20 protein-coding genes are annotated in these 22,482 nt (G+C 70.3%); 12 read left to right on the top strand and 8 right to left on the bottom strand.

Annotation, left to right across the window (positions count from 1 at the left end):
- Positions 1 to 179: 179 nt before the first annotated feature.
- On the bottom strand, positions 180 to 4,028 hold the full coding sequence (gene scy, locus OG734_RS13450) for a polarized growth protein Scy (RefSeq protein ID WP_330293650.1): 3,849 nt from the start codon (positions 4,026 to 4,028) through the stop codon (positions 180 to 182).
- Between the two features lie 244 nt (positions 4,029 to 4,272).
- Entirely contained in the window at positions 4,273 to 4,713 is a 441-nt protein-coding gene (gene mce, locus OG734_RS13445; protein WP_330287724.1) for a methylmalonyl-CoA epimerase, read from the bottom strand.
- A gap of 147 nt (positions 4,714 to 4,860) precedes the next feature.
- On the opposite strand from mce, the gene OG734_RS13440 reads away from it, so the two are divergent.
- The 3 genes from OG734_RS13440 (at position 4,861) to OG734_RS13430 (ending at position 8,679) form a co-directional block, all read left to right on the top strand.
- Positions 4,861 to 6,063: an acetyl-CoA C-acetyltransferase gene (locus OG734_RS13440; protein ID WP_330287723.1), complete on the top strand. Its 1,203-nt coding sequence runs from the start codon at positions 4,861 to 4,863 to the stop codon at positions 6,061 to 6,063.
- Between the two features lie 37 nt (positions 6,064 to 6,100).
- Positions 6,101 to 7,066, top strand: coding sequence for a methylmalonyl Co-A mutase-associated GTPase MeaB (meaB, locus tag OG734_RS13435; protein WP_330287722.1), 966 nt, complete (start codon positions 6,101 to 6,103; stop codon positions 7,064 to 7,066).
- Positions 7,067 to 7,302: 236 nt separating this feature from the next.
- Positions 7,303 to 8,679, top strand: a complete 1,377-nt coding sequence (locus OG734_RS13430) for an MFS transporter (RefSeq protein WP_330287721.1) — start codon at positions 7,303 to 7,305, stop codon at positions 8,677 to 8,679.
- A gap of 63 nt (positions 8,680 to 8,742) precedes the next feature.
- On the opposite strand, the gene OG734_RS13425 is transcribed toward OG734_RS13430, so the two are convergent.
- The gene (locus OG734_RS13425) at positions 8,743 to 9,399 is read right to left on the bottom strand and encodes a PepSY domain-containing protein (RefSeq protein WP_330287720.1); all 657 of its coding nucleotides are present in this window, start codon (positions 9,397 to 9,399) and stop codon (positions 8,743 to 8,745) included.
- Positions 9,400 to 9,516: 117 nt separating this feature from the next.
- On the opposite strand from OG734_RS13425, the gene OG734_RS13420 reads away from it, so the two are divergent.
- A complete protein-coding gene (locus tag OG734_RS13420; protein WP_330287719.1) occupies positions 9,517 to 10,182 on the top strand; it encodes a response regulator transcription factor in 666 nt (221 codons plus the stop codon).
- Positions 10,179 to 11,603 (top strand): sensor histidine kinase, encoded by a 1,425-nt coding sequence (locus tag OG734_RS13415; RefSeq protein ID WP_330287718.1) that lies wholly within the window; start codon positions 10,179 to 10,181, stop codon positions 11,601 to 11,603. The genes OG734_RS13420 and OG734_RS13415 overlap by 4 nt, the downstream gene beginning before the upstream one ends.
- 15 nt (positions 11,604 to 11,618) lie before the next feature.
- Here OG734_RS13415 and OG734_RS13410 read toward each other — a convergent pair whose 3' ends face one another.
- The 4 genes from OG734_RS13410 to OG734_RS13395 all read right to left on the bottom strand — a co-directional run bounded on the left by OG734_RS13410 (position 11,619) and on the right by OG734_RS13395 (position 14,266).
- Positions 11,619 to 12,095: a MarR family winged helix-turn-helix transcriptional regulator gene (locus OG734_RS13410; protein ID WP_330287717.1), complete on the bottom strand. Its 477-nt coding sequence runs from the start codon at positions 12,093 to 12,095 to the stop codon at positions 11,619 to 11,621.
- Between the two features lie 92 nt (positions 12,096 to 12,187).
- Positions 12,188 to 12,943 (bottom strand): AIM24 family protein, encoded by a 756-nt coding sequence (locus OG734_RS13405; RefSeq protein ID WP_443065086.1) that lies wholly within the window; start codon positions 12,941 to 12,943, stop codon positions 12,188 to 12,190.
- 38 nt (positions 12,944 to 12,981) lie between these two features.
- Complete coding sequence (locus tag OG734_RS13400) at positions 12,982 to 13,632, bottom strand: AIM24 family protein (protein ID WP_330287715.1); 651 nt, start codon at positions 13,630 to 13,632, stop codon at positions 12,982 to 12,984.
- Between the two features lies 1 nt (position 13,633).
- On the bottom strand, positions 13,634 to 14,266 hold the full coding sequence (locus OG734_RS13395) for an AIM24 family protein (protein ID WP_044472491.1): 633 nt from the start codon (positions 14,264 to 14,266) through the stop codon (positions 13,634 to 13,636).
- A 210-nt stretch (positions 14,267 to 14,476) separates the two neighbouring features.
- Here OG734_RS13395 and OG734_RS13390 point away from each other — a divergent pair, with 210 nt between their 5' ends.
- The 6 genes from OG734_RS13390 (at position 14,477) to OG734_RS13365 (ending at position 20,298) form a co-directional block, all read left to right on the top strand.
- Positions 14,477 to 14,830: a DUF3817 domain-containing protein gene (locus tag OG734_RS13390; protein ID WP_330287714.1), complete on the top strand. Its 354-nt coding sequence runs from the start codon at positions 14,477 to 14,479 to the stop codon at positions 14,828 to 14,830.
- On the top strand, positions 14,827 to 15,120 hold the full coding sequence (locus OG734_RS13385) for an MTH1187 family thiamine-binding protein (protein WP_330287713.1): 294 nt from the start codon (positions 14,827 to 14,829) through the stop codon (positions 15,118 to 15,120). The genes OG734_RS13390 and OG734_RS13385 overlap by 4 nt, the downstream gene beginning before the upstream one ends.
- 130 nt (positions 15,121 to 15,250) lie before the next feature.
- Positions 15,251 to 17,104: a glycosyltransferase family 2 protein gene (locus tag OG734_RS13380; protein ID WP_330287712.1), complete on the top strand. Its 1,854-nt coding sequence runs from the start codon at positions 15,251 to 15,253 to the stop codon at positions 17,102 to 17,104.
- 3 nt (positions 17,105 to 17,107) lie between these two features.
- Positions 17,108 to 19,063, top strand: a complete 1,956-nt coding sequence (locus tag OG734_RS13375) for a kelch motif-containing protein (RefSeq protein WP_330287711.1) — start codon at positions 17,108 to 17,110, stop codon at positions 19,061 to 19,063.
- A gap of 311 nt (positions 19,064 to 19,374) precedes the next feature.
- The gene (locus tag OG734_RS13370; RefSeq protein ID WP_330287710.1) at positions 19,375 to 19,884 is read left to right on the top strand and encodes a MarR family winged helix-turn-helix transcriptional regulator; all 510 of its coding nucleotides are present in this window, start codon (positions 19,375 to 19,377) and stop codon (positions 19,882 to 19,884) included.
- Between the two features lie 75 nt (positions 19,885 to 19,959).
- Positions 19,960 to 20,298, top strand: a complete 339-nt coding sequence (locus OG734_RS13365) for a DUF3817 domain-containing protein (protein ID WP_330287709.1) — start codon at positions 19,960 to 19,962, stop codon at positions 20,296 to 20,298.
- A 19-nt stretch (positions 20,299 to 20,317) separates the two neighbouring features.
- Here OG734_RS13365 and OG734_RS13360 read toward each other — a convergent pair whose 3' ends face one another.
- Entirely contained in the window at positions 20,318 to 20,935 is a 618-nt protein-coding gene (locus OG734_RS13360) for a TetR/AcrR family transcriptional regulator (protein WP_330287708.1), read from the bottom strand.
- 193 nt (positions 20,936 to 21,128) lie between these two features.
- Here OG734_RS13360 and OG734_RS13355 point away from each other — a divergent pair, with 193 nt between their 5' ends.
- The gene (locus OG734_RS13355) at positions 21,129 to 22,109 is read left to right on the top strand and encodes a tetratricopeptide repeat protein (RefSeq protein WP_330287707.1); all 981 of its coding nucleotides are present in this window, start codon (positions 21,129 to 21,131) and stop codon (positions 22,107 to 22,109) included.
- The last annotated feature ends 373 nt before the right edge of the window (positions 22,110 to 22,482 follow it).

Here is a 22,482-nt window from a genome sequence, read left to right as displayed (position 1 = left end):
TGAGACCGGTGAGGTGATAGGGGGAATCCTAGGGGTCCAAGCGGCGTGTCATCGAGCAGTCACCCGATTGATATGGAGAATGAGACCCCTTTTGAGTGGCTAACCGGCGGACTCCTTGCCAAAGAATTGGTCAAAGACCCCAGAAAGCCCCACAGAATGCACGCAACGCACCCTCCCGGCTAGCCCTCTGACGACTTGCCACCCGAACGAGTCACCCCTGCGGCAGCGCCCGCCTTGACGCCGCCGTCCTTGGCCGCCGACGGGGCCTCAAAAGACTCCAACGCTTCCAGGACGTCCTGGACACGGGAAATCTCCGCCTGGATGTCCTCGCGGCGCCGGACGAGGATCTCGAGCTCGCGCTTGCCCTCCTCGACCGTGGCCTTCGCCTCGCGGATCGCCTCGGCCCGCAGCTCCTCGGCCTCCCTGATCAGCGAGCTCTTCTTCTGCTCGGCCTCCTTCAGGAGCCCCTCGGCCTTCTTGACGGCGGCGATCCGGACCTTGCCCGCCTCGGAGTTGGCCTCCGAGACCAGGTCCCTGGCCTTCGCCTCCGCCTTGGCGAGCTGCTCCTCGGCGGCCGTGATCAGCGCGTCGCAGCGGTCGCCGGTCGACCTCATGGTCTCGGCGGCCTCACGGCGGGCCCGCTCGTGCAGGCTTTCGATCTCGGTCGTGATGCGGTCGCGCAGCTCCTCCGCGCGCTCCCTTATGGCGGTGGCGTCCCGGCGCGCGCCGACGAGCAGCTCGTCCGCGTCCGTACGGGACTTCTCCACCGTCGAGTTGCCCCGGGCCGTCGCCTGGGCCACCAGCCGGTCGGCCTCGGTGCGGGCCGCGCCCACCATCGAGTCGGCCTGCGCCTCCGCCTCCGCGGTCGTCTTCTGCGCGGCCTGCTGCGACTCCGACAGGAGCTTGTCGGCCTCGGCGGCCGTCTCCGTGATGAGCGTGTCGACCTGCTCGGCCGCCTCGGAGCGCCGCTTGTTGGCCTCCTTGCGGGCCTCGTCCAGCGTGCTGTCGGCCTCGTCGCGCGCGGTCGACATGAGCCGGTCGGCCTCCGCGGCCGCCTCGGCCTGGACCCGCTGTGCCTCGGCACGGACCCGCTCCGCGTGCTGCTGCGCCGAACCGACCGTGTCGGCGGCCTCGGCGCGCAGCCGCTCCGCTTCCCCGGCCGCCTCCGAGATCAGCTGCTCGGCCTTGGCCGTGGACTCGGCCCGGACGCGCTCGGCCTCGGCGTTGGTCTCCTCGGTGAGCCGCTCCGCCTCCGCCGTCACCTCGGTGATCAACGTGTCGGCCTGCGTCGCCGCGTCCGAACGGATCCGGTTCGCGTCCTCGCGGGCCTCCGCACGGCTGCGCGCCGCGTCCTGCTCGGCGCCCGCGATGGTGTCCGAGGCCTCGGTACGCACCCGCTGGGCGTGCGCGGAGGCGTCCTGGCGCAGCCGCTCCGCCTCGGCGATCGCGTCGCCCACCGTGCGCTCGGCGAGCGCCTTGGCGTGCTCCGACGCCTCCGCCGCCTCGCGCCGCACCCGACTCGAGTCCTCCGAGGCCCGCTCCCGCTCGGAGTAGGCATCGGCGCGGACCCGGTCCGACTCCTCCTGGGCCTCTCGCCGCATCCGGTCGGCGACATGCTCGGCGGCGGAGCGCAGCCCCTGGATCTCCTCCTGGGCCTGCTCGTGCAGCCCGGACACCGACTCCCGTACCTGCTGGGCGTGCTGTTCGGCGGCAGACACCATCTCGTTGGCGCGCCGGTCCGCCTCCTCGACCAGCCGTACGGCCTCGGCCTGGGCGTCCTCCACGCGCCTGCGCGCCGACGCCAGCAGCTCCTCGCTCTGCTCGCGGGCCCGCTCGCGCTCCTGGTCGGCCTCCTGGCGGGCGGAACCGAGGGTCTCCTCGGCCTCGCGCCGACGCCGGGTGGCCTCCTCCTGAGCGGCGGCCAGCGTCTCCGACGCCTCCGTCGCCAGTCGCTCGGCGGCGGCCTGCGCCTCTGCCCGTACCCGGTCGGCGGTGTCCTGGGCCTCCGTCTTCAGCCGCTCGGCCTCGGCCACCGCCTCGGACCGCAGGCGTACGGCGATGGCCTCGCCCTCCGCCCGGGACGCGGACGCGTCCGCCGCCGCCTCGTCGCGCAGCCGCTGGATCTCCGCGTCGGCCTGCGCCTGCAGGCTCCGGATGCGCTCGGCGGCCTCGGCGCGCAGCCGCTCCGACTCCTCGGAGCCCTCGCGGCGGATCCGGTCGGCCTCCGCGCGGGCGTCGGTGAGCGCCTGCTCGGCGGCGGTGAGCCGGTTCTCGGCCTCGGCGTGCAGCCGGGTCAGCTCGGCGCCGGCCTCGTCGCGGCGCGCCTCTATGGTCCGCTCGGTCTCCTCGCGGAGCTCGCGCGCGGCCTGCTCGGCGTCCGCCGTGATGCCCTCGGCCTGCTCGACGGCCTCCGCGCGGTGCCGCTCGGCCTCCTTGCGGGTGCGCTCCAGGGTCTCCTCGGCCTGTCGGCGCAGCGTCGTCGCGCGCTCGATGGCCTCCGTACGGACCTTCTCGCTGTCCGTCTGGGCGGTCTGGCGCAGCTCGTCCGCGTCCGCCTTCGCCTTGGCGAGCAGCTCCTCGGCGGTCCTGGCCGCCTCCTCGATCTGCTGGACGGCCTCACGGCGCGCCTCTGCGCGGATGCGCTCGCCCTCGGCGACCGCGTCGGCACGCAGCTGCTCGGCCTCGCCGCGCAGCCGCCGGGCCTCCTCCTGGAGTTCGACGGTCTTGGCGCGGTACTCCTTGGTGTCGTCCTTCGCCGTGCCCTTGAGCTGCTCGGCGATGTCGTGCGCCTCGGCGCGCAGTCGGTCCGCCTCGGCCTCGGCCTCGGCGCGGATGCGCTCGGCCTCCTCGGTGGCCGCCTTGGTGGTCGACTTGGCGTCCTCGGACGCCTTGTTCAGGACGTCCTCGGCGGTGCGGGCCGCCTTCGCGAGCTGGGAGGCGGTCTCCTCGGCGGTGAGACTGCGGGCCGTCTCCTCGGCCTCCGTGACGATCTTGTCGGCCTTGGCCTTGGCGTCCGCGACGATCTCTTCGGCGGACGCCTTGGTGGCCTCGGCCTCCTGGCTGGCCTCGGTGACGAGCCGGGCGACCTGCTCCTTCGCCGTACGGGTGCGCTGTTCGTTGGCCGACTCGGCGCTGGAGGTCGTCTTGGCGGCGGTCTCCTTCGCCTCGGTGACGACCTTCTCCGCCTCGGCGCGTGCCTCGCGCAGGGCGGCCTCGGCCTCCTGCATCCGCTGCTCGGCGGCGCGGCTCAGCTCGGTGGCCTGACGGCGGGCGCTGTCCGACTCGGTCGCCGTGGAGCTGCGCAGGTGCTCGGCGTGGTCGGCGGCCTCGCGGGCCTCGGAGGTCGCGCTGTTCAGGAGGCGCTCGGCCTCGGCGCGTGCCCGGCGCAGCAGTTGGTCGGCCTCCGCGCGGGCGGATTCGCCCTCGCTCTGCAGCCGCTGCCTGGCTTCGTTGGCGACCCGCTCGGCCTCGGCGCGGGCGGCGGCGAGCGCCTGCTCGGCCTCGGCGCGCGACTCGTCGACGAGCCGGCGTGCCTGGGACTCGCTGCGGGCCCGCAGCTGCTCGGCCCACGCCACGTTCTCGTTGACGTGCGACTCGACGGTCTGGCGTCGCTCGGACAGCTCCTGATCGAGCTGCTGGCGACGGGTGACCGCCTCCTGGTGCAGCTCGGCCTGCAACCGGGCCGCCTGCTCGGCGTGCTCCTGCAGGATGCGCTGCGTCTGGGCGCGCGCCTGGGACATCTCGCGCTCGGCGTCCTGGCGGAGCTGGTCCGCCTGGATCTGCGCGTTGCGCAGCAACTGCTCGGCCTGATATCCGATGTCACCGCCGTCATAGGCGGGCCGGGACATGAGGGTGCGGCGCGCCTCGTGAAGCTTGGCGCGCAGCACCTCGACCTGGTAGCCGAGGTCCTCGGCGTGCTGAATCGCCTTTTCCCGCTCGGTCTTCAGCCGCTCCATCTCGGCCTCGAACCGAGAGAGGTGGTCGACGTCAGCCGCCGGCTCTCGCTCCTGGCGTTCGTAGCCCCGCACTGCGCGGTCCCATCCGTCCCTGGTCGCAACCTTCTCCGAACGAGCCACGTCCGTCCACTGAACGGGGCCCCCCGGGGAATGGTGTCAGATCAACGGTGATGCACGGTCTCCCGCCCTCACCCTCGGCCCTCGAAACCCGTACCCCGGCCCTCGGATCCCGCACCTCCACACACCGGGATCCGGGCCGCTTCCCGACAACACGGCAGCGGCCGTCCCCAACCCTACCGGCCCATATGTACGAGGGTCAGTGCTCAGGTGACTCAACAGCCACCGAAGTGACCAGTTCTGTCAGTACTCCGTGGCAATCCTTCGGGTGCAGGAAGGTGATCCGCGACCCCATGGAGCCGCGCCGTGGCTCCTCGTACAGAACGCGTACGCCCTTGCTGCGGACGTCCGCGGCATCTGCGTCCACATCTGCCGTACCGAAAGCGATGTGGTGCACGCCCTCCCCGTTCTTGGCGAGCCACTTGCCCACGGCGGAGTCCTCGCGGGTCGGCTCCAGGAGCTGGAGGTAGGAGGCGCCGCCGTCGTCCGTGTTGTTGATCTTCAGCATGGCCTCCCGCACGCCCTGCTCCTCGTTGACCTCGGAGTGGAACACCTCGAAGCCGTACGTGGCCCGGTAGAACTCGACAGTTTTGTCGAGGTCGAAACAGGCGATCCCGATGTGGTCGATTCGCGTCAGCATGATGTCAGTGCAGCGCTCCGGTGACGGTTACGCAACGTGCGCGCGATCACACCGACGGCTGGATGACGGCGGGACTACCGCTCAGTACATTCAAGTAAACCCTCGTTCACACTCCTCAGCTCCCCAGCTGAAAGGGGATCGCACCTCATGTCAGGAACGAACAGCAGTACCTCGGTGATCGTCGCGGGCGCGCGTACGCCCATGGGACGGTTGCTGGGCTCGCTGAAGACCTTCTCCGGAGCCGACCTCGGCGGCTTCGCGATCAAGGCCGCCCTCGACCGTGCAGGAATCGGTGGCGACCAGGTGCAGTACGTGATCATGGGCCAGGTCCTCCAGGCCGGTGCGGGCCAGATCCCGGCCCGTCAGGCGGCGGTCAAGGCCGGCATCCCGATGAGCGTCCCGGCGCTGACCATCAACAAGGTGTGTCTGTCGGGCCTGGACGCGATCGCGCTGGCGGACCAGCTGATCCGCGCCGGCGAGTTCGACATCGTGGTGGCCGGTGGCCAGGAATCGATGACGAACGCCCCCCACCTGCTCCCCAAGTCCCGTGAGGGCTTCAAGTACGGCGCGATCGAGATGCTCGACGCGATGGCGTACGACGGTCTGACCGACGCCTTCGAGAACATCGCCATGGGCGAGTCGACGGAGAAGCACAACACCCGACTGGGCCTTCTGCGCCCCGAGCAGGACGAGATCGGGGCCCTCTCCCACCAGCGCGCGGCGGCGGCCCAGAAGAACGGGGTGTTCGAGGCGGAGATCACGCCGGTAGAGATCCCGCAGCGCAAGGGCGATCCGATCGTTTTCAGCCAGGACGAGGGCATCCGGGCGGAGACGACGGCGGAGTCGCTCGGCAAGCTGCGCCCGGCGTTCACGAAGGACGGCACGATCACGGCGGGCACGTCGTCGCAGATCTCGGACGGCGCGGCGGCCGTGGTCGTGATGAGCAAGGCGAAGGCCGAGGAACTCGGCCTGGAGTGGATCGCGGAGATCGGCGCCCACGGCAATGTGGCGGGCCCGGACAACTCCCTCCAGTCCCAGCCCTCCAACGCCATCCTGCACGCGCTCAAGAAGGAGGGCCTGGGGGTCGAGGATCTTGACCTGATCGAGATCAACGAAGCCTTCGCGGCGGTCGCGGTCCAGTCAATCAAGGACCTCGGCGTGTCCACGGAACGGGTGAACGTCAACGGCGGTGCGATCGCCCTGGGGCACCCGATCGGGATGTCCGGCGCACGGCTCGTACTGCACCTGGCCCTGGAACTGAAGCGGCGCGGCGGCGGCGTGGGCGCGGCGGCCCTGTGCGGGGGCGGCGGCCAGGGTGACGCGCTGATCGTGCGGGTACCCAAGGCGTAACGGGTATCGATACGGCTGTGATCGGAACGGAGTTGTGATGCAGGACGTCCCCACGCTGGTGGCCCAGGCCAGGGAAGGCCGGCCACGGGCCGTGGCCCGGCTGATCTCCCTGGTGGAGGGGGCGTCCGAACAACTCCGCGAGGTCATGGCCGCGCTGGCTCCGCTGGCGGGCAACGCGTACGTGGTCGGCCTGACGGGATCACCGGGCGTGGGCAAGTCGACGTCGACCTCGGCGCTGGTGACGGCATACCGGCGGCAGGGCAGGCGGGTCGGTGTACTCGCCGTCGACCCGTCGTCGCCGTTCTCCGGCGGCGCGCTGCTCGGCGACCGGGTGCGGATGTCGGACCACGCGTCGGACCCGGGCGTCTACATCCGCTCGATGGCGACCCGCGGCCACCTCGGCGGCCTGGCCTGGGCGGCCCCGCAGGCGATCCGCGTCCTGGACGCGGCGGGCTGCGACGTGATCCTGGTCGAGACGGTGGGCGTGGGCCAGTCCGAGGTGGAGATCGCCGCGCAGGCGGACACCAGCGTCGTGCTCCTCGCCCCCGGGATGGGCGACGGCATCCAGGCGGCCAAGGCGGGAATCCTGGAGATCGGCGATGTGTACGTCGTCAACAAGGCGGACCGGGACGGCGCGGACTCCACGGCCCGGGAGCTGAACCACATGCTGGGTCTGGGCGAGTCCAGATCCGCCGGCGACTGGCGCCCCCCGATCGTGAAGACGGTCGCGTCCAGGGAAGAGGGCATCGAGGAACTGGTCGAGGCCCTGGAGAAGCACCGCGCGTGGATGGAGGAGCGCGGGGTGCTGGCCGAGCGCCGCCGGGCCCGCGCGTCCCACGAGGTCGAGACGATCGCCGTCACGGCCCTGCGCGAACGCATCGGCGACCTCCATGGCGACCGACGCCTGAGCGCCCTGGCGGAACGGATCGTGGCGGGCGAACTGGACCCCTACCGGGCGGCGGACGAACTGGTCGCGGGCCTGACGGACCTGATGGAGAAGTGACGGCGACAGCCAGGCAGCAGACAGGCAGCAACAGCAGACAGAGGAGGGCCGGTTTTCCGGTGGTCGACTCGCTGGGCCCGCTGCTACGTTGACCGGCATGTTCCTCCTCTTGGCATAGGTGCCGCCCCACACCACGGCGCCCGGCCCGCACTCGTAGCGCGGCCGTCGTGGTGATCCGGCGTCCCCTTTTCTGCCACGGCGCTCGCTCGACGCGCCGCCTCCCAGAGGAACTTCGCATGTCTGCGCCCTCGACGAACTCGACGACCTCGACGCGGCCTTCCTACGCCGCCGTCCTGCGTATCCCGTACGCCCGCCGCACCTTCGCCACCGCCCTGCTCGGCAGGCTGTCCTACGGCATCGTCCCGCTGTCCGTGATGCTCGCCGTGACCCGGGCCTCGGGCTCGTACGCCGTGGCCGGCGCCGCGATGGCGCTCTTCGGTGCCACCGTCGTCCTCCTGGCGCCCGCCAGGGCCGCCCTCATCGACCGGTACGGGCCGCGCCGGTCGCTCGTACCCCTGCTGCTCGCCCACCTCACCGCGCTCGGGCTGCTCACCGTGGCTGTCTGGAGCCCGGGTGCGCCCGCGTTCGTGCTGGGCTCCCTCACCGCCCTCGCGGGCGCCTGTGCGCCGCCGCTCGGGCCGACCATGCGGGCCGTGTGGAGCAGGATCGCCGAGGATCGGCAGCTGCTGCAGCGGGCGTACAGCCTCGACGGTGTCGCCGAGGAACTGCTGTTCGTCTCGGGGCCGTTGCTGGTGGGTGTCCTCGCCGGGTTCACCGTGCCGGCCGTCGGCATCGTCGTCGGGGCGGCCTTGATGGCGGCGGGCACCGCCGGGTTCGTGACGTCGCCCGCGGTACGGGCGATGCGCCCCGCCGCACGCAGTGCCCCACGGAGGACGGACGGCGGCCGGCGTGTGCTGGGCCGCATCCGGGGGCCTGTCGGCGCCGCCGCGGGTGTCGGGCTCGCCCTCGGCTCCCTCGACCTCCTGGTCGTGGTGTTCGCCGGGCAGCACGGCCACGGCGGCGCGAGCGTGGCCTGGGTATTGGCCGCACTGTCCGCCGGAAGCGCCGTCGGCGGGTTGCTCAACGGCGCGGTGGCCTGGCGCCGGCCCGCCCGGATCCGGCTCGCCCTGCTGGCACTCGGCCTGGCCCTGGCACTCCTCGGCGCGGGACTCGCCCCCGGCCTGGGCACCCTCGCCGTCACCATGGCGGTGGCCGGGTTCTTCGTGTCCCCGGCCCTGACCACCGCGTATCTCATCGCCGACGAGACGGTGGCACCCGAGGCGCGCGTCCGAGCCGGGACGTGGGTCAACACGGCGACCAACGCGGGCAGCACGATCGGCTCCGCCGGGGCCGGGGTCCTCGCGGGGCACCTGCCGGTGGCCGTCTGTTTCGCCCTGACCGGCGGGGCGGTTCTGCTGGCGGGTCTGGGTATCTCAGCTGATCCGGTGTTCCGAGGGCGAGGCCTGTTCGGCCCGGGTCCTTTTTCCCACCCACCCGCCTCCACCGCACTTGCAGCCCAGGCCGTACCCCTCCAGCACCGGCCCGCACCTCCAGCCCGTCCCGGGGTCCTCCCTCTGGGGGAGTTTGAGGACAAGGCCCGTTCAGGGCCGTAAGCGGGGGTCTGGGGGCGGTAGCCCCCAGGGATGGGACGGGTAGGGGCGGCGGGGGCGTTCTTCTCAGTCGTCGTCGGAATGGTCCTGCGTGACCTTGCCCGTGTCCAGGGCGACCTTCCATTCGCTCGCCCTGCCGTCCTTCACGGTCTCCACGCTCCACGCCACCGCGCCGCTCTCCTCATCGGCGCCGACCTCGGTGACCGTGCCCTTCGCGGCGGCGCCGAGGGCAGCCTCCCGGGCGTCGAACCTCGCGCCCTTCAGCGCGGCCAGCTCGGCGCGGTCCTCGCTGTCGCTGTCGTCGTCGGTGTCGCGGTGTGCGCCCAGCACCTTCCCGGTGCCGGAGACGTCGACGTCGTACTCGGCCCCGTCACCCCGCACGACATCCACGCCCCACGTGCCGGCACCGGCGCCGTCGTCCTCCAGCTCGGCGGAGACGGCGGTGCCCGGCGTGTGCCGGAGCGCCGCCGCGATCGCCTCGGCGGCGGTGACGCCGCTCCCGCTGACCGCCGTACGGTCGTCGGCGTCGTCGCTCCGGTCGTCCGTGGCGTCGTCTGCGTCTGCGTCGGCGTCTGCGTCGTCGTCCCGGTCGGAGACCACCTGCACGTTCGCGCCCGTCGCAGGCCGCGTCGCTGTCTCCTCGTCGCCCGCCGCGAAGGCCGCGACGGTGCCGCCGGCCAGGGCGGCGGCGGTGAGGGTGGCGATGACGATGTTCCGCTTCATGGGGTTTCCTGCCTTTTCGCTCGCTTCGATGACGAGAACCAAGCTGCCCGAGGCCGCCTGAAGCAGACCTGAAGTCACCTGAAGGCGCCTTCAGGTTCGTTTTGCGAGGCTGTACGCATGCGACTGTTGATCGTCGAGGACGAGAAGCGACTGGCCCTGTCGCTCGCCAAGGGCCTGACCGCCGAGGGCTACGCCGTGGACGTCGTCCACGACGGCCGCGAGGGCCTGCACCGGGCCACCGAGACGCCGTACGACCTGGTGATCCTCGACATCATGCTGCCCGGCCTCAACGGCTACCGCGTCTGCGCGGCCCTGCGCGCCGCCGGGCACGACGTACCGATCCTCATGCTCACCGCGAAGGACGGCGAGTACGACGAGGCGGAGGGCCTCGACACGGGTGCCGACGACTATCTGACCAAGCCGTTCTCCTACGTCGTCCTGGTCGCCCGCGTGAAGGCGCTGCTGCGCCGGCGCGGGTCGGCCGGGGCCTCGCCCGTCCATGTGGTCGGCGAGCTGAGAGTCGACACCGCGGCCCACCGCGTCCACGTCGGCGAGGACGAAGTCACCCTCACGGCAAAGGAGTTCGCCGTCCTGGAGCAGCTCGTCGTGCGGGCCGGCGAGGTGGTGTCCAAGGCGCGGATCCTGGAACACGTCTGGGACTTCGCGTACGACGGCGACCCGAACATCGTCGAGGTGTACGTCAGCACCCTGCGCCGGAAGCTCGGCGCCCCGCTCATCCGGACCGTGCGCGGCGCCGGATACCGGCTGGAGGCGTCGCGGTGAGACGCGCTCTCGGCTCCGTACGGGCCCGGGCGACCCTCGGTGCCACCGTCGTCGTGGCCATCGCGCTGTTCGCCGCCGGGACCGCCGTACTGCTCTCCCTGTGGTCCAACCTGAGCGGCCAGGCCGGTACGCAGGCGGAGCGGACCGCGCGGGCGGTCGCCGCCGACCTGGCGGCCGGGACGGCGTACGACAAGCTGTCGCTCGATCACGACGACCGGCCCGTCCAGGTCGTCGACACGTCCGGGCGGCTGGTCGCGGCCAGTGAGGACCTGGAGCGGATCAGCGGCACGGGCGTCGAGGCGGTGCGCCCGAAAGCGCCGACGGGCAACGGCGGTGACGACAGCGGGACCGCGGACGACGATGACGACGGCTCCCTCTCGCCCGGGGAGATCGACGACGACGTCGTCTTCACCGACGGGTCCGCGACCGTCGAAGGGGACGAGGCCGACTACCGGTTCGCGGCCGTGCGGGTCGAGGTCGACGGCAAGGGCACGCTCACCGTGTACGCGGGCGCGCCGCTCTCCGTCGAACAGAGCGCGGTCAGCACCGCGTTGACCGTCATGCTGATCGGGTTCCCGCTGCTCCTCGGTGTCGTCGCGGGCGTCACCTGGCTGGTCACCCGGCGTGCGCTGCGCCCCGTCGAGGGCATCCGGGCCGAGATGGCCGCGATCACCGCCTCCCAGGACCTCGCCCGGCGCGTCCCCGTGCCGGACACGCACGACGAGGTGGCCAGGCTCGCCCGGACCACCAACGAGACCCTGGCCGCCCTGGAGGCCTCCGTGGAACGCCAGCGCCGGTTCGTCGCCGACGCCTCCCACGAACTGCGCAGCCCCATCGCCTCCCTGCGCACCCAGCTCGAAGTCGGCGCCGCGCACCCGGAGTTGCTGGATGTCGACGGCGCCGTCGAGGACACCGTACGGCTGCAGCGCCTCGCCGCCGATCTGCTGCTGCTCGCTCGCCTGGACGCGGGGGAGCGGCCCGCCGGCGCGTGTTTCGACCTCGCGGAGCTGGTCCGGGAGCAGGCGGAAGGGAGGGTGGGGGTGACGCCGGGAACAGGGCCGGAAACAGGGGCGGTCGTGGAAGTCGCCGGGTCCCGGACGCAGTTGGGGCGACTGGTCGCCAATCTGCTGGACAACGCGCAGCGGCACGCCCGGTCGGCGGTCACCGTGTCCGTGCGGCGGGAGGGCGAGCGGGCCGTGGTCGAGGTCGCCGATGACGGGGACGGGGTGCCCGAGGACGACCGGGAGCGGGTCTTCGAGCGGTTCGTACGGCTCGACGCCGCCCGCAGCCGCGATGACGGCGGCGCCGGGCTCGGACTCGCCATCGCCCGGGACGTCGCCGTACGGCACGGCGGCACGCTGACCGTGCGGGAAGCGACCGCAGGCGGAGCCCTGTTCGAGCTCCGCCTGCCGGTCACCTGATCCGTCGGAGGGGTCCTACGGGCGGCCTCGGTGGCCGCGCAGGTGCTGCGAGATCGGCTTGAGCGACGAGCTGAGCTCGGCCAGTGCTTCCGGGGTCAGCAGATCGATGAAGTGCCGCCGTACGGACGCCACATGATGGGGCGCGACCTTGTTCATCGTGTCCATGCCCTGTTCGGTGAGCACCGCGTACAGGCCCCGCCGGTCGGACTCGCAGTTCTCGCGGCGGACCAGGTTCGCGTTCTCCATGCGGGTGATCTGGTGGGACAGTCGGCTCTTGGACTGGAGGGTCGCGGACGCGAGGTCACTCATCCGCATGCGTACGTTTTCGGACTCGGAGAGGTTCACGAGGATCTCGTAGTCGTTCATCGTCAGGCCGAACGGTTGCAGGTCCTTTTCGAGCTGGTAGGTCAACAGCCTGTTGACCTCCAGGTGGGTGCGCCAGGCGCACTGCTCCGCGTCGGTCAGCCAGCTTGTGGCCGTCTCGGTCTCCATGAATGAAGTCTACCTAAAAGGTTGAAAGGCGAACTAGTGAGGGTTGGGTGACGGCGCGCACACGTTCGACGTCACACTCCGCAGACTACCGCTCACAGCCCGAAGCGACGCTGGAGGTCGCCGAGCTGTCCGGGAAGGCGTGGTACGCCCGGTTGCTGTGGATGGCCCGCGGGGGCCCCGCCGCCACCCGGCACTCCGGGCTCGTGCGGAACCGCGCCCGTGGCCTGCTCGGCCATGAGTGTCTCGGAGGACTGCAGCAGCACCGTACCGGCCCCGACGAACTCGAACTGGTGCTCCTCGCCGGAGGCCCCGCCGATGCCCGTCATCGCACGTAGACCGCCCATCAGGCCCGTCATGTACCCATGGTCGTAGTGGTGGCAGGGGGAGGGGCAGTCGGCCCAGCCGACCAGGGCCTGCGGGTCCACCCGGATCGGGGGTTCCATGAACACCACTGGGCCGTTCGAGGCGGCCACGAACTTGCCCGTTCCGATGAGGGTCAGGAAGCCCGGCACGATCGACTGCTTGAGCGCGAGACTTGGCTGAAAAGCGAGAAGGTTGCCTGAGCGAATGGTCAGGTTGCCCTCCTCCAGGTCGTACGAATTCACGTCGAAGGCCCGGTCGGCGAGCAGCATCTTGCCCGAACCCTCGGCGACGACCCAGTCGCTCGCGTGCAGAGGCGAATGAAAAGACGTACGGACAAGACGGTCCAGGCGGCCGTGTCCGATGCCGTTGAAGTCGATCGAGCCGTAGTAGGCGATCATCTTCCCCTTCTGCAGGAACCACTGGCTCCCCTTGAGCTCCACACAGAAGGTGTAGTTGTTGACCTTGTCGTCGGACGGCAGCGTCATCGGGTCGTGGACGACGGGCCCCGCGCCCGGGTAGGTGGTCACAGCTTCTCCTCCGACGCCTGTACGTACACCGCACCACTGCCGCTGAGCTCCAGCTGGAACGCCTCGCCCGAGCCGCGGCCCACCATGTCGCGCCAGCCGAGCGCGGTGGACAGCTTGTTGCGTACGTCGCCGTGGTGCGCGACGTACGCCTGCGGGTCGACATGGACCGGGCGCTGGGGGGTGATCGGCACCTCGATCACGCCTCCGTGCGCCATGACGGCGACCGCGCCGTGCCCCTTGAGGGTGGTGGTGAACAGCCCCTGGCCCGTCACCTGCCCTCGGACCATGCCCATGACGCCGCCCTGTGAGCCCATGAACATCGTGCCCTGCTGGAGTGTGCCGTCGAAGGCGAGGAGGCGGTCCGCCTCGACGCACAGCGTGTCCCCGGTGAGGCTGATGACCTGGATGTGGTGGCCGCCGTGCCCGAAGAGGACCGTGCCGCTGCCCTCGACGGTCATCAGCGGGGTGGCCTCATTGGCGACCCGGCGGCCGATCATCGACATGATCCCGCCCTGCCCGCCCTGCATGTTGGGCGTGAAGGACACCTCGCCCTTGTAGGCGAGCATCGCCCCGCGCTGACTGAACAGGCGCTGACCGGGCATGACGGTCGCCTCGATCATCTTGGAGTTGATCTCAGTGAAGGGCATGTCACACGTCCCCGGCGATCGTGTTGCGCTCACTGGGCTGGACGTACACCAGGCCGTCGCCCTCGAAACGGATCTGGAAGGCCTCGCCGCCGCCCTCGCCCATGAGCGTGCGGAACGTCACGCCCGACTGGAAGGACTGCCGGACGTTGCCCTGGTGCGCGATGTACGCCCCCGGGTCGACCGTCAGCGGGAACTGCGGGCTCACCCGCAGCACCACCGCCGGCCCGTCCGACATGATCGCCGCCTGGCCGTGCCCCTCGACGGTCGTCGTGAACAGACCGTTGCCCTGGGAGGCGCCGCGCATCCCGGTGAACGACGTGCCGGTGCGCAGGCCCGCGTCGGTCGCCAGCAGGTTGCTCGACTCGACGTACAACTTGTCCCCCTGGAGGCCGACAAGATTGATCTCGGAGGCCCGGTCGGCGAACCAGCACGTCCCGTGCCCCTTCACCTCCATCAGTGTCATCTGCTCACCGGTGATCCGCCGGGTGACCATCCCCCGGATGCCCTCACCGCCGCCGCTGAGCTTCTTGAAGTCCATCTGCCCGTCGTACGCCACCATCGAGCCGTTCTTCGCCTTCACGGCGTCCCCGGTCATGTCGATGGCCAGCACCTTGCTGCCTTGAAGTCGAAACATCGCCACGGGGCGAAGGTAGCCCGCCGGACACCCCCGGCAACAGATCCCGAAGGTGGAGATCGCCCCTGAACCTCCCCCTAAGGGACGCCCGACCCCGGGAGGGAGACACCCCCGCCCCGGCCGTCGGGCCGCGAATGCCACAATGGGCAAACGCTTGTGCGTCCGTTCACAAAGCGACCCCCTCGCAAAGCGACCCACCGAAGGTGACCCGTGGACATCAAGACCGCCTCCGCCCTCCGCCGCCTGCGGCTGGTCTCGGCCCCCGAGGCCGTTTCCTTCCTCCTCCTGCTGGTCTGCTCGGTGCTGAAGCGGACCACGGACTTCAACGCGGTGCCCGTCATGGGCATGGTCCACGGCATCCTCTTCGTCCTCTACGTGATCTTCTGGGCGGACGCCTGGAACCGCACCAAGTGGTCCCTGAAGACCGCCGCCCTCTACTTCGTCCTCTCCGTCCTCCCGACCGGGGGCTTCTTCGCCGAGCGCAAGCTCCGCCGCGAGGCCGAGCACGCGGTCAACGCGGCCATCGCCTCCCGGGTCCGCCAGGAAGAGGCCTACAAGTCATGATCGTCGCCTTCTCCGTTACGCCCCTCGGCGTCGGCGAGGACGTGGGGGAGTACGTCGCCGACGCCGTACGCGTCGTCCGCGAATCCGGGCTCCCCAACCGCACCGACGCGATGTTCACGTCCATAGAGGGCGACTGGGACGAGGTCATGGACGTCGTCAGACGCGCCGTCGCCGCCGTGGAGGAACGCGCGCCGCGCGTCTCCCTCGTCCTCAAGGCCGACATCCGCCCCGGAGTGACCGACGGTCTCACCTCCAAGGTGGAGACGGTGGAGCGCCACCTTTCCCCGTGATCCTCTCCTCGTAACCCTCAGCCGGTAACCGGCCGCGCATTTCCACCCGCATGGACGCACCCAGTTCGACATGCCGACCTGTCTCCACTTTCGTGGGGATATCGGATTCGTTCGATCACTGGAGGGCGCTGTGCGGCCGGAGGGCTACGACTACGACACCCACAGCCGACTGGCCGGACCCCTCACCGAGGCGCCGGCCGGATCCCCGTACCGCGTCCGGTACACCTCGCTCCTCTCCCGTGAGCCACGCCGAATACGCGCCGTCCTGCTCATGACCCTCGCGCCCCTGCTCACCGGCGCGCTGCTCGTCTACCTCGTCTGGCCCACCCACTGGGTGGAGCGCGAGGGCGGTGAGAGATGGCTGGTCCATCTCGACATGGTGATGCTCATAGCCATCGGGCTGATCGAGCTGTTCATGCTCGTCAACGTGGTGTCCATCGCCCACGCCACCATGGTCGCCCGCGACCCCGTGCCCGTCGTACCCGAGTCAGGCACCCGCGTCGCCTTCCTCACCACGTACGTCCCCGGCAAGGAACCCCTCGCGATGGTCCGGGCCACCCTCGAAGGCGCGACCCGCGTCCACCACCCCGGCCCCCACGGCGTCGACGTATGGCTCCTCGACGAGGGCGACGACGAACAGGCCAAGGCGCTCTGCGCCGAGCTGGGCGTACGGCACTTCAGCCGCTACGGGGTGCCCGAGTGGAACCGGGCCAAGGGCGTCCACAAGACCCGTACCAAGCACGGCAACTACAACGCGTGGATCGCCAGGCACGGCGACGAGTACGACTTCTACGCCTCCGTCGACACCGACCACATCCCGCTCCCCAACTTCCTGGAGCGGATGACGGGCTTCTTCCGCGACCCGGACGTCGCCTTCGTCGTCGGCCCCCAGGTGTACGGCAACTACACCCACCCCGTCACCAAGGCCGCCGAGTCGCAGCAGTTCCTCTTCCACGCGCTCATCCAGCGGGCCGGCAACCGCTACCGCGCCCCCATGTTCGTCGGCACCAACAACGTCGTACGCATCGCTGCGGTCAAACAGATCGGCGGGCTGTACGACTCCATCACCGAGGACATGGCCACGGGGTTCGAGCTGCACCGTCGCCGCAATCCGAGTACCGGGCGCCACTGGCGGTCCGTCTACACGCCCGACGTCCTCGCCGTGGGCGAGGGGCCCGCCTCCTGGACCGACTTCTTCACCCAGCAGATGCGCTGGTCGCGCGGCACGTACGAGACGCTCTTCAAGCAGTACTGGAAAGCGCCCTTCACGATGCCCCCGGGCCGGCTCTTCTCGTACACGCTCATGCTCGTCTACTACCCGATGACGGCCGTCAACTGGTTCCTCGGCATGCTGAGCTGCTTCCTCTTCCTCTGGTTCGGGGCCTCAGGCACCCAGGTTGCGGCCTCCGTCTGGCTGATGCTCTACAGCGACGCCGCCGCCCTCCAGATCGGGCTGTACCTGTGGAACCGGCGGCACAACGTCTCGCCCCACGAACCCGAGGGTTCCGGCGGGCTCGCAGGCATGGCGATGTCGGCGCTCTCCGCGCCGATCTACCTGAAGTCGTTCGGCGCGGCCCTGCTCCGCCGCCCCAGCCGGTTCGTCGTCACGCCCAAGGGCGGGGACGTCAGCCCCGACCGGCTGCTCACCTTCCGCGTCCATCTCTTCTGGGCCGCGCTCCTCACGACGTCACTCGTCGCCTCCGTCCACCTCGGCCACACCCATGGGGCCATGCGCACCTGGGCCGTCCTCGGCACGGCGATCTCCCTGGCCCCGGTCGGGGTGTGGATCGCCACCCGCCGAAAGGAGCGCAAGGAGCGCAAGGGGGGCAAGGAGCGTGGCGAGATCAGGGAAATCAGGGACATCAGGGAGGTCGGGGAGGTCGGGGAAACGAGGGAGCGCGAGGAACCCGCGATCGTCACCAGCTCGGTCGCTCCGGTCGCTCCGGTGGCCCCGGCCTCCAGCACCCCGACAGGAGGGAACTAGGCCATGGCCTTCCAACTGTCGAAGAAGACCAAGAAGACCGCCCTGGGCATCGGAGGCGTCACTTTGCTCGCCGGTCTCAACGCCCCCGCCATGCTCGGCTTCGCCAGCGAGCGGTACCACGAGTACAAGATCGCCCAGCCCGGCTACCAGGCCAAGTACGGCTCCTGGAGCGCGATCGACATCCCCGAGGAGTTCCGCACCAACGCCATCCACGCGGCCCTGCTGCACACCGGCAAGGTGCTGATCGTCGCGGGCTCGGGGAACGAACAGAAGAAGTTCGACAAGGGGTCGTTCGACACCATCCTCTGGGACCCGAGGACGGACACCTTCAAACGGATCGCCACCCCCGACGACTTCTTCTGCGCCGGACACGCCCAACTCCCCGACGGACGGCTCCTGGTGGCCGGCGGCACCGCCCGCTACGAGCTCCTCGACGGCGAGGTCGAGCGGGCAGGCGGCGGGATGCGCGTCAAGAACGAGAACCCCGACAAACCGGTGGTCCTGAAGAAGGGCACCCGCTTCCGCTCGCCGTCCGGGGTCGAGTACGTCAGCAGGTTCGACGTCACCGTCCCCAAGGCCAAACGCACCCAGAAGATCACGTACAACGCGGCCGGGGTCATGCAGCCCTGGGTGACGAAGGTCGTCCCGAGCGAGGCCCGGGTCTTCGTCGAGGCGGCCCAGGCCGGGCCCGTGTCGATCACCGCCAAGCAGGCGCAGTACGAGATCGTCGGCCTGAAGGGCGAGGACGCCGACAACACGTACGGCCTCTCCGAGAAGATCACCATGGACAAGCAGGACTTCCAGGGGATCAGGGCGGCCTACGAGTTCGATCCGAAGGCCGAGAAGTACCTCCCGGTCGACCCGATGGACAAGGCCCGCTGGTACCCGACCCTCGTCGGCCTCGACGACGGACGGGTCCTGGCCGTCTCCGGTCTCGACGACGTCGGGGCGATCGACCCCGGGGACAACGAGATCTACGACCCGAAGACCAAGAAGTGGACCCCGGGCCCCAAGCGCTACTTCCCCACCTACCCCGCCCTCTTCCTCACCAAGGGCGGCAAGCTGTTCTACCCGGCCTCCAACGCCGGTTACGGCCCCGCGACCAAGGGCCGCGCGCCGGGCCTGTGGGACCTGAAGAAGAACACCTTCGAGAAGGTGCCGGGCCTGACGGACGCCGACGAGACCGAGACGTCCGCCTCCGTCCTCCTTCCGCCCGCGCAGGACCAGAAGGTGATGATCATGGGCGGCGGAGGCGTCGGCGAGTCGAAGAAGGCGACGCGCCGCACGGCCGTGGTCGACCTGAAGAAGGACAACCCGGTCTTCGAGGCCGGCCCCGACCTCCCCCAGGGCACCCGCTATCTGAACAGCGTCCTCATGCCGGACGACACGGTGTTCACGTCCAACGGCTCCGCCGACTACCGGGGCCGCAGCGCCAGCAACATCCTCAAGGCGCAGTTCTACGACCCCAAGGCCAACGCGTTCCGTGCGGCGGCCTCCCCGAAGGTGGGCCGCAACTACCACTCCGAGGCGCTGCTCCTGCCCGACGGCCGGGTCGCCACCTTCGGCTCCGACCCGCTCTACGACAACCAGCAGAACACCAAGCTCGGTCACTTCGAGCAGCGGATGGAGATCTTCACCCCGCCCGCGCTGCACAGATACGGCAAGAACCGTCCCGTACTCGGGGACGGCCCCCAGGAGACCGACAAACTCGGCCGCGCGACCTTCGCCACCACGCACCCCGAACGGATCTCGAAGGCCCGCCTGATGCGCCCCAGCGCGGTCACCCACACGACGGACGTCGAACAGCGCTCCATCGACCTCCCCCTCAGCAAGGACCGCACCTCGGTGACGGTCGACGTACCGAAGGACCGGACGCTCGTGCCGCCCGGCTGGTACATGCTGTTCGTGACCGACGCGAAGGGGACGCCGTCGGAGGCGAAGTGGATCCAGGTGCGGTGACGTGTGACGCGAAGACTGTGCTGAACCGGCTTACCGGGTACGGAAGTTACGGGCCGGCCCGAGCGCGTACTCCGGCCACCACCGCCCGGCCGCCGGTCCGCCCCGGCGGGTTGCACCAGGCGTCGCTCCCGGGGCCGCCCGGCGGCCCGTTCAGGGTCGGTGGTGAGCGTTGGCGATCAGTCGGCAATCGCGCGATAAGCGGACCGACCGCCACGGATACGACACCGGGGGCGGCCTGGGGCACGCCGGGCGGGACCGAGGGGCGAGACGGGGGCTGACCGCGATATGACCGGCCGGTAAGGTCTGGTGCCGTGCCGAAGCCGCTCAGTCTCCCCTTCGACCCCATCGCACGCGCCGACGAACTGTGGAAGCAGCGCTGGGGAAACGTCCCGTCCATGGCCGCCATCACCTCGATCATGCGCGCGCAGCAGATCCTGCTCGCGGAGGTCGACGCGGTGGTGAAGCCGTACGGTCTGACGTTCGCGCGATACGAGGCGCTGGTGCTCCTCACGTTCTCCAAGGCGGGCGAGCTGCCGATGTCCAAGATCGGCGAGCGTCTGATGGTCCACCCGACCTCGGTCACCAACACCGTGGACCGCCTGGTGAAGTCGGGCCTCGTCGCCAGGCGTCCCAACCCGAACGACGGCCGCGGCACCCTCGCCACCATCACCGAGAAGGGCCGCGAGGCAGTCGACGCGGCGACCCGCGACCTGATGGCGATGGACTTCGGCCTCGGTGTGTACGACGCGGAGGAGTGCGCGGAGATCTTCGCGATGCTGCGGCCGTTGCGGGTGGCCGCGAGCGACTTCGACGAGGATTAGGCCGGGCGGCAGGGGTACCGGGGCCGACCGGGGCCGCCGGAAGATCGCTGGAAACCGGTGGTTACGCTCGTACGCATGAAGAAAAGCGTGCTGACCCGCTACCGCGTCATGGCCTACGTCACCGGTGTGCTGCTGGTTCTGCTGACCCTCGGGGTGTTCGCCAAATACGTCCTGGACATCAAGGGCGCCGACAGCTTCACGAGCGTCGTCGGTATCGCGCACGGCTGGCTGTACGTCGTGTACCTGGTCTTCGCCTTCGATCTGGGCTCCAAGGCGAAGTGGCCGGTGAGCAGGCAGCTGTGGGTCCTGCTCGCCGGCACCGTCCCCACCGCCGCGTTCTTCGTGGAGCGCAAGGTCAGCCACGAGCTGGCGGCGCAGTTCGCGGAGCCGACGCCGGTGGCCGCCAAGGCGTGACGGCGTAACGACGTATCGGCTACTGGTTGCGGCCCAGCCCCAGTACCAGCACCCGGGTGAAGGCTTCCGCCCACTCCGGGTCCACCGGCTCCGCACTCACCAGCGTGCGGTGCACCACCGCTCCCGCCACCATGTCGAAGATCAGGTCCACCGCGCGGGCGGCCTCCTCCGGGTCCGTTTCCGGGGGGAGTTCGCCGCGCTGCTGGGCGCGGGCGCGGCCTTCCAGGACGAGGCGCTTCTGGCGGTCCACGATCGACGCGCGGATGCGCTCCCGCAGGGCGTCGTCGTGCGTCGACTCCGCGACTACCGCCATCAGGCCGCTCTTCGTCTCCGGGCGCACCAGGATCGCCGCGAACTGGAGGACGACGCCCTCGATGTCGGCCGCGAGGCTGCCCCGGTCGGGCATTTCGAGTTCGTCGAAGAGTGCCGCCACCGCGTCGACGACCAGTTCGTTCTTGCCGGGCCAGCGGCGGTAGAGGGTCGTCTTCGCCACCCCCGCACGCGTGGCCACGTCCCCCAACGTCAGCTTGGACCAGCCCAGTTCGACCAGGGCGTCCCGCGTCGCCGCCAGGATCGCCGCGTCCGCTGTGGCGCTGCGGGGGCGTCCCGTACGGCTGACGGGCGTGCGGCTCTGCATGGCACGACCATAACCGGCCAATCCTGTCCTGTGAGGTCGTGAGGGAGGTCACTTGGGGGCGGTTCCCAGGAGGCTGCGGCTACCGTTACGCTACGGCTCGTAGCGAAAGCAGTGTCCATCGACCAGGAATCGACCAGGACCGCTTTTCACGACGGCTTTCACATGTACGCGCCGGACGGGGGAGGATAGACGCATGCAGCCACGGAACATGTCCATGAGCGGGGTCGTCGACCTCGCCGCGGTGAAGGCGGCCCAGGAGGCCAAGTCGAAGGCGGAGCAGGCGCGCGCCGAAGCCGCCCGCCAGGGTGGGGGAGGGGCCGTCTCCCCGGCCGACCTCGTCATCGAGGTCGATGAGGCCGGGTTCGAACTCGACGTCCTGCAGCGGTCCACCGAAGTGCCCGTCGTCATCGACTTCTGGGCCGAGTGGTGCGAGCCGTGCAAGCAGTTGAGCCCCGTTCTCGAGCGGCTGGCCGTCGAGTACAACGGGCGCTTCGTCCTCGCCAAGGTCGACGTCGACGCCAACCAGATGCTGATGCAGCAGTTCGGCATCCAGGGGATCCCGGCCGTCTTCGCCGTCGTCGCAGGGCAGGCGCTGCCCCTCTTCCAGGGCGCCGCCGGCGAGGTGCAGATCCGGCAGACCCTGGACCAGCTCGTGCAGGTCGCCGAACAGCGCTTCGGCCTCACCGGCCTCGTCGTCGACGCGGACGCCGCACCCGGTGACCGGCCCGTCGCCGCCGCTCCCCAGGCCCCGGTCGGGCCGTACGACGCGCTGCTCGAAGCCGCCGTGCAGGCCCTGGACGCGGGGGACTTGGGCGGTGCGGTGCAGGCGTACAAGAACGTGCTGAGCGACGACCCCGGGAACACGGAGGCCAAACTCGGCCTCGTGCAGGCCGAGTTGCTCCAGCGCGTGCAGGGCGTCGACCCGCAGCAGGTGCGCAAGGACGCCGCCGAGAAGCCGCAGGACGCGGGGGCGCAGATCGCCGCCGCCGACCTGGATCTGGTGGGCGGCCATGTAGAGGACGCCTTCGGGCGACTCATCGAGACGGTGGGGCGTACGGCGGGCGACGACCGGGATGCCGCGCGGCTGCGGCTGCTGGAGCTGTTCGAACTGGTCGGCGCGGACGACCCACGGGTCGCGGCGGCCCGGCGGGCGCTGGCGCGGGCGTTGTTCTGACCGGTCGGTCGGGTGGCTGTCCGGGGTGGGCTGCGGATCGACGATCGATCAGTGGTCTGACCTGTCGCTAAACATGGCGGCGGGTGTTGTCCGCGTGAAGGATTTGCGGATCGAGTGTCAATGCGGCCGCGCTTTACCAAATCTTGGTAAACGCGGCCGCTGTTACTTGGAGTAAGCCAGGGGCGTCGCGCTGTCGGGTTTGAGGCAAGAAGTTGCTGGTTTGTCACCCCCCTGAGGACCACCCAGCGTTGTCGAACGACACCCGCGTGTCGTTGCTCGGTTATCTGCCCGTTACTAGCCAGTAACGAACCCCCTTGTGCGGGCGGCGAGAATGCACCACGATCGGCGACGCTCGGTCCTATCCCGTACGCCG

This window comes from Streptomyces sp. NBC_00576, assembly GCF_036345175.1.
Lineage (GTDB): Bacteria > Actinomycetota > Actinomycetes > Streptomycetales > Streptomycetaceae > Streptomyces.
Note: the sequence above shows the minus strand (reverse complement) of the source record. Positions and strands in the feature narration are given on the sequence as shown.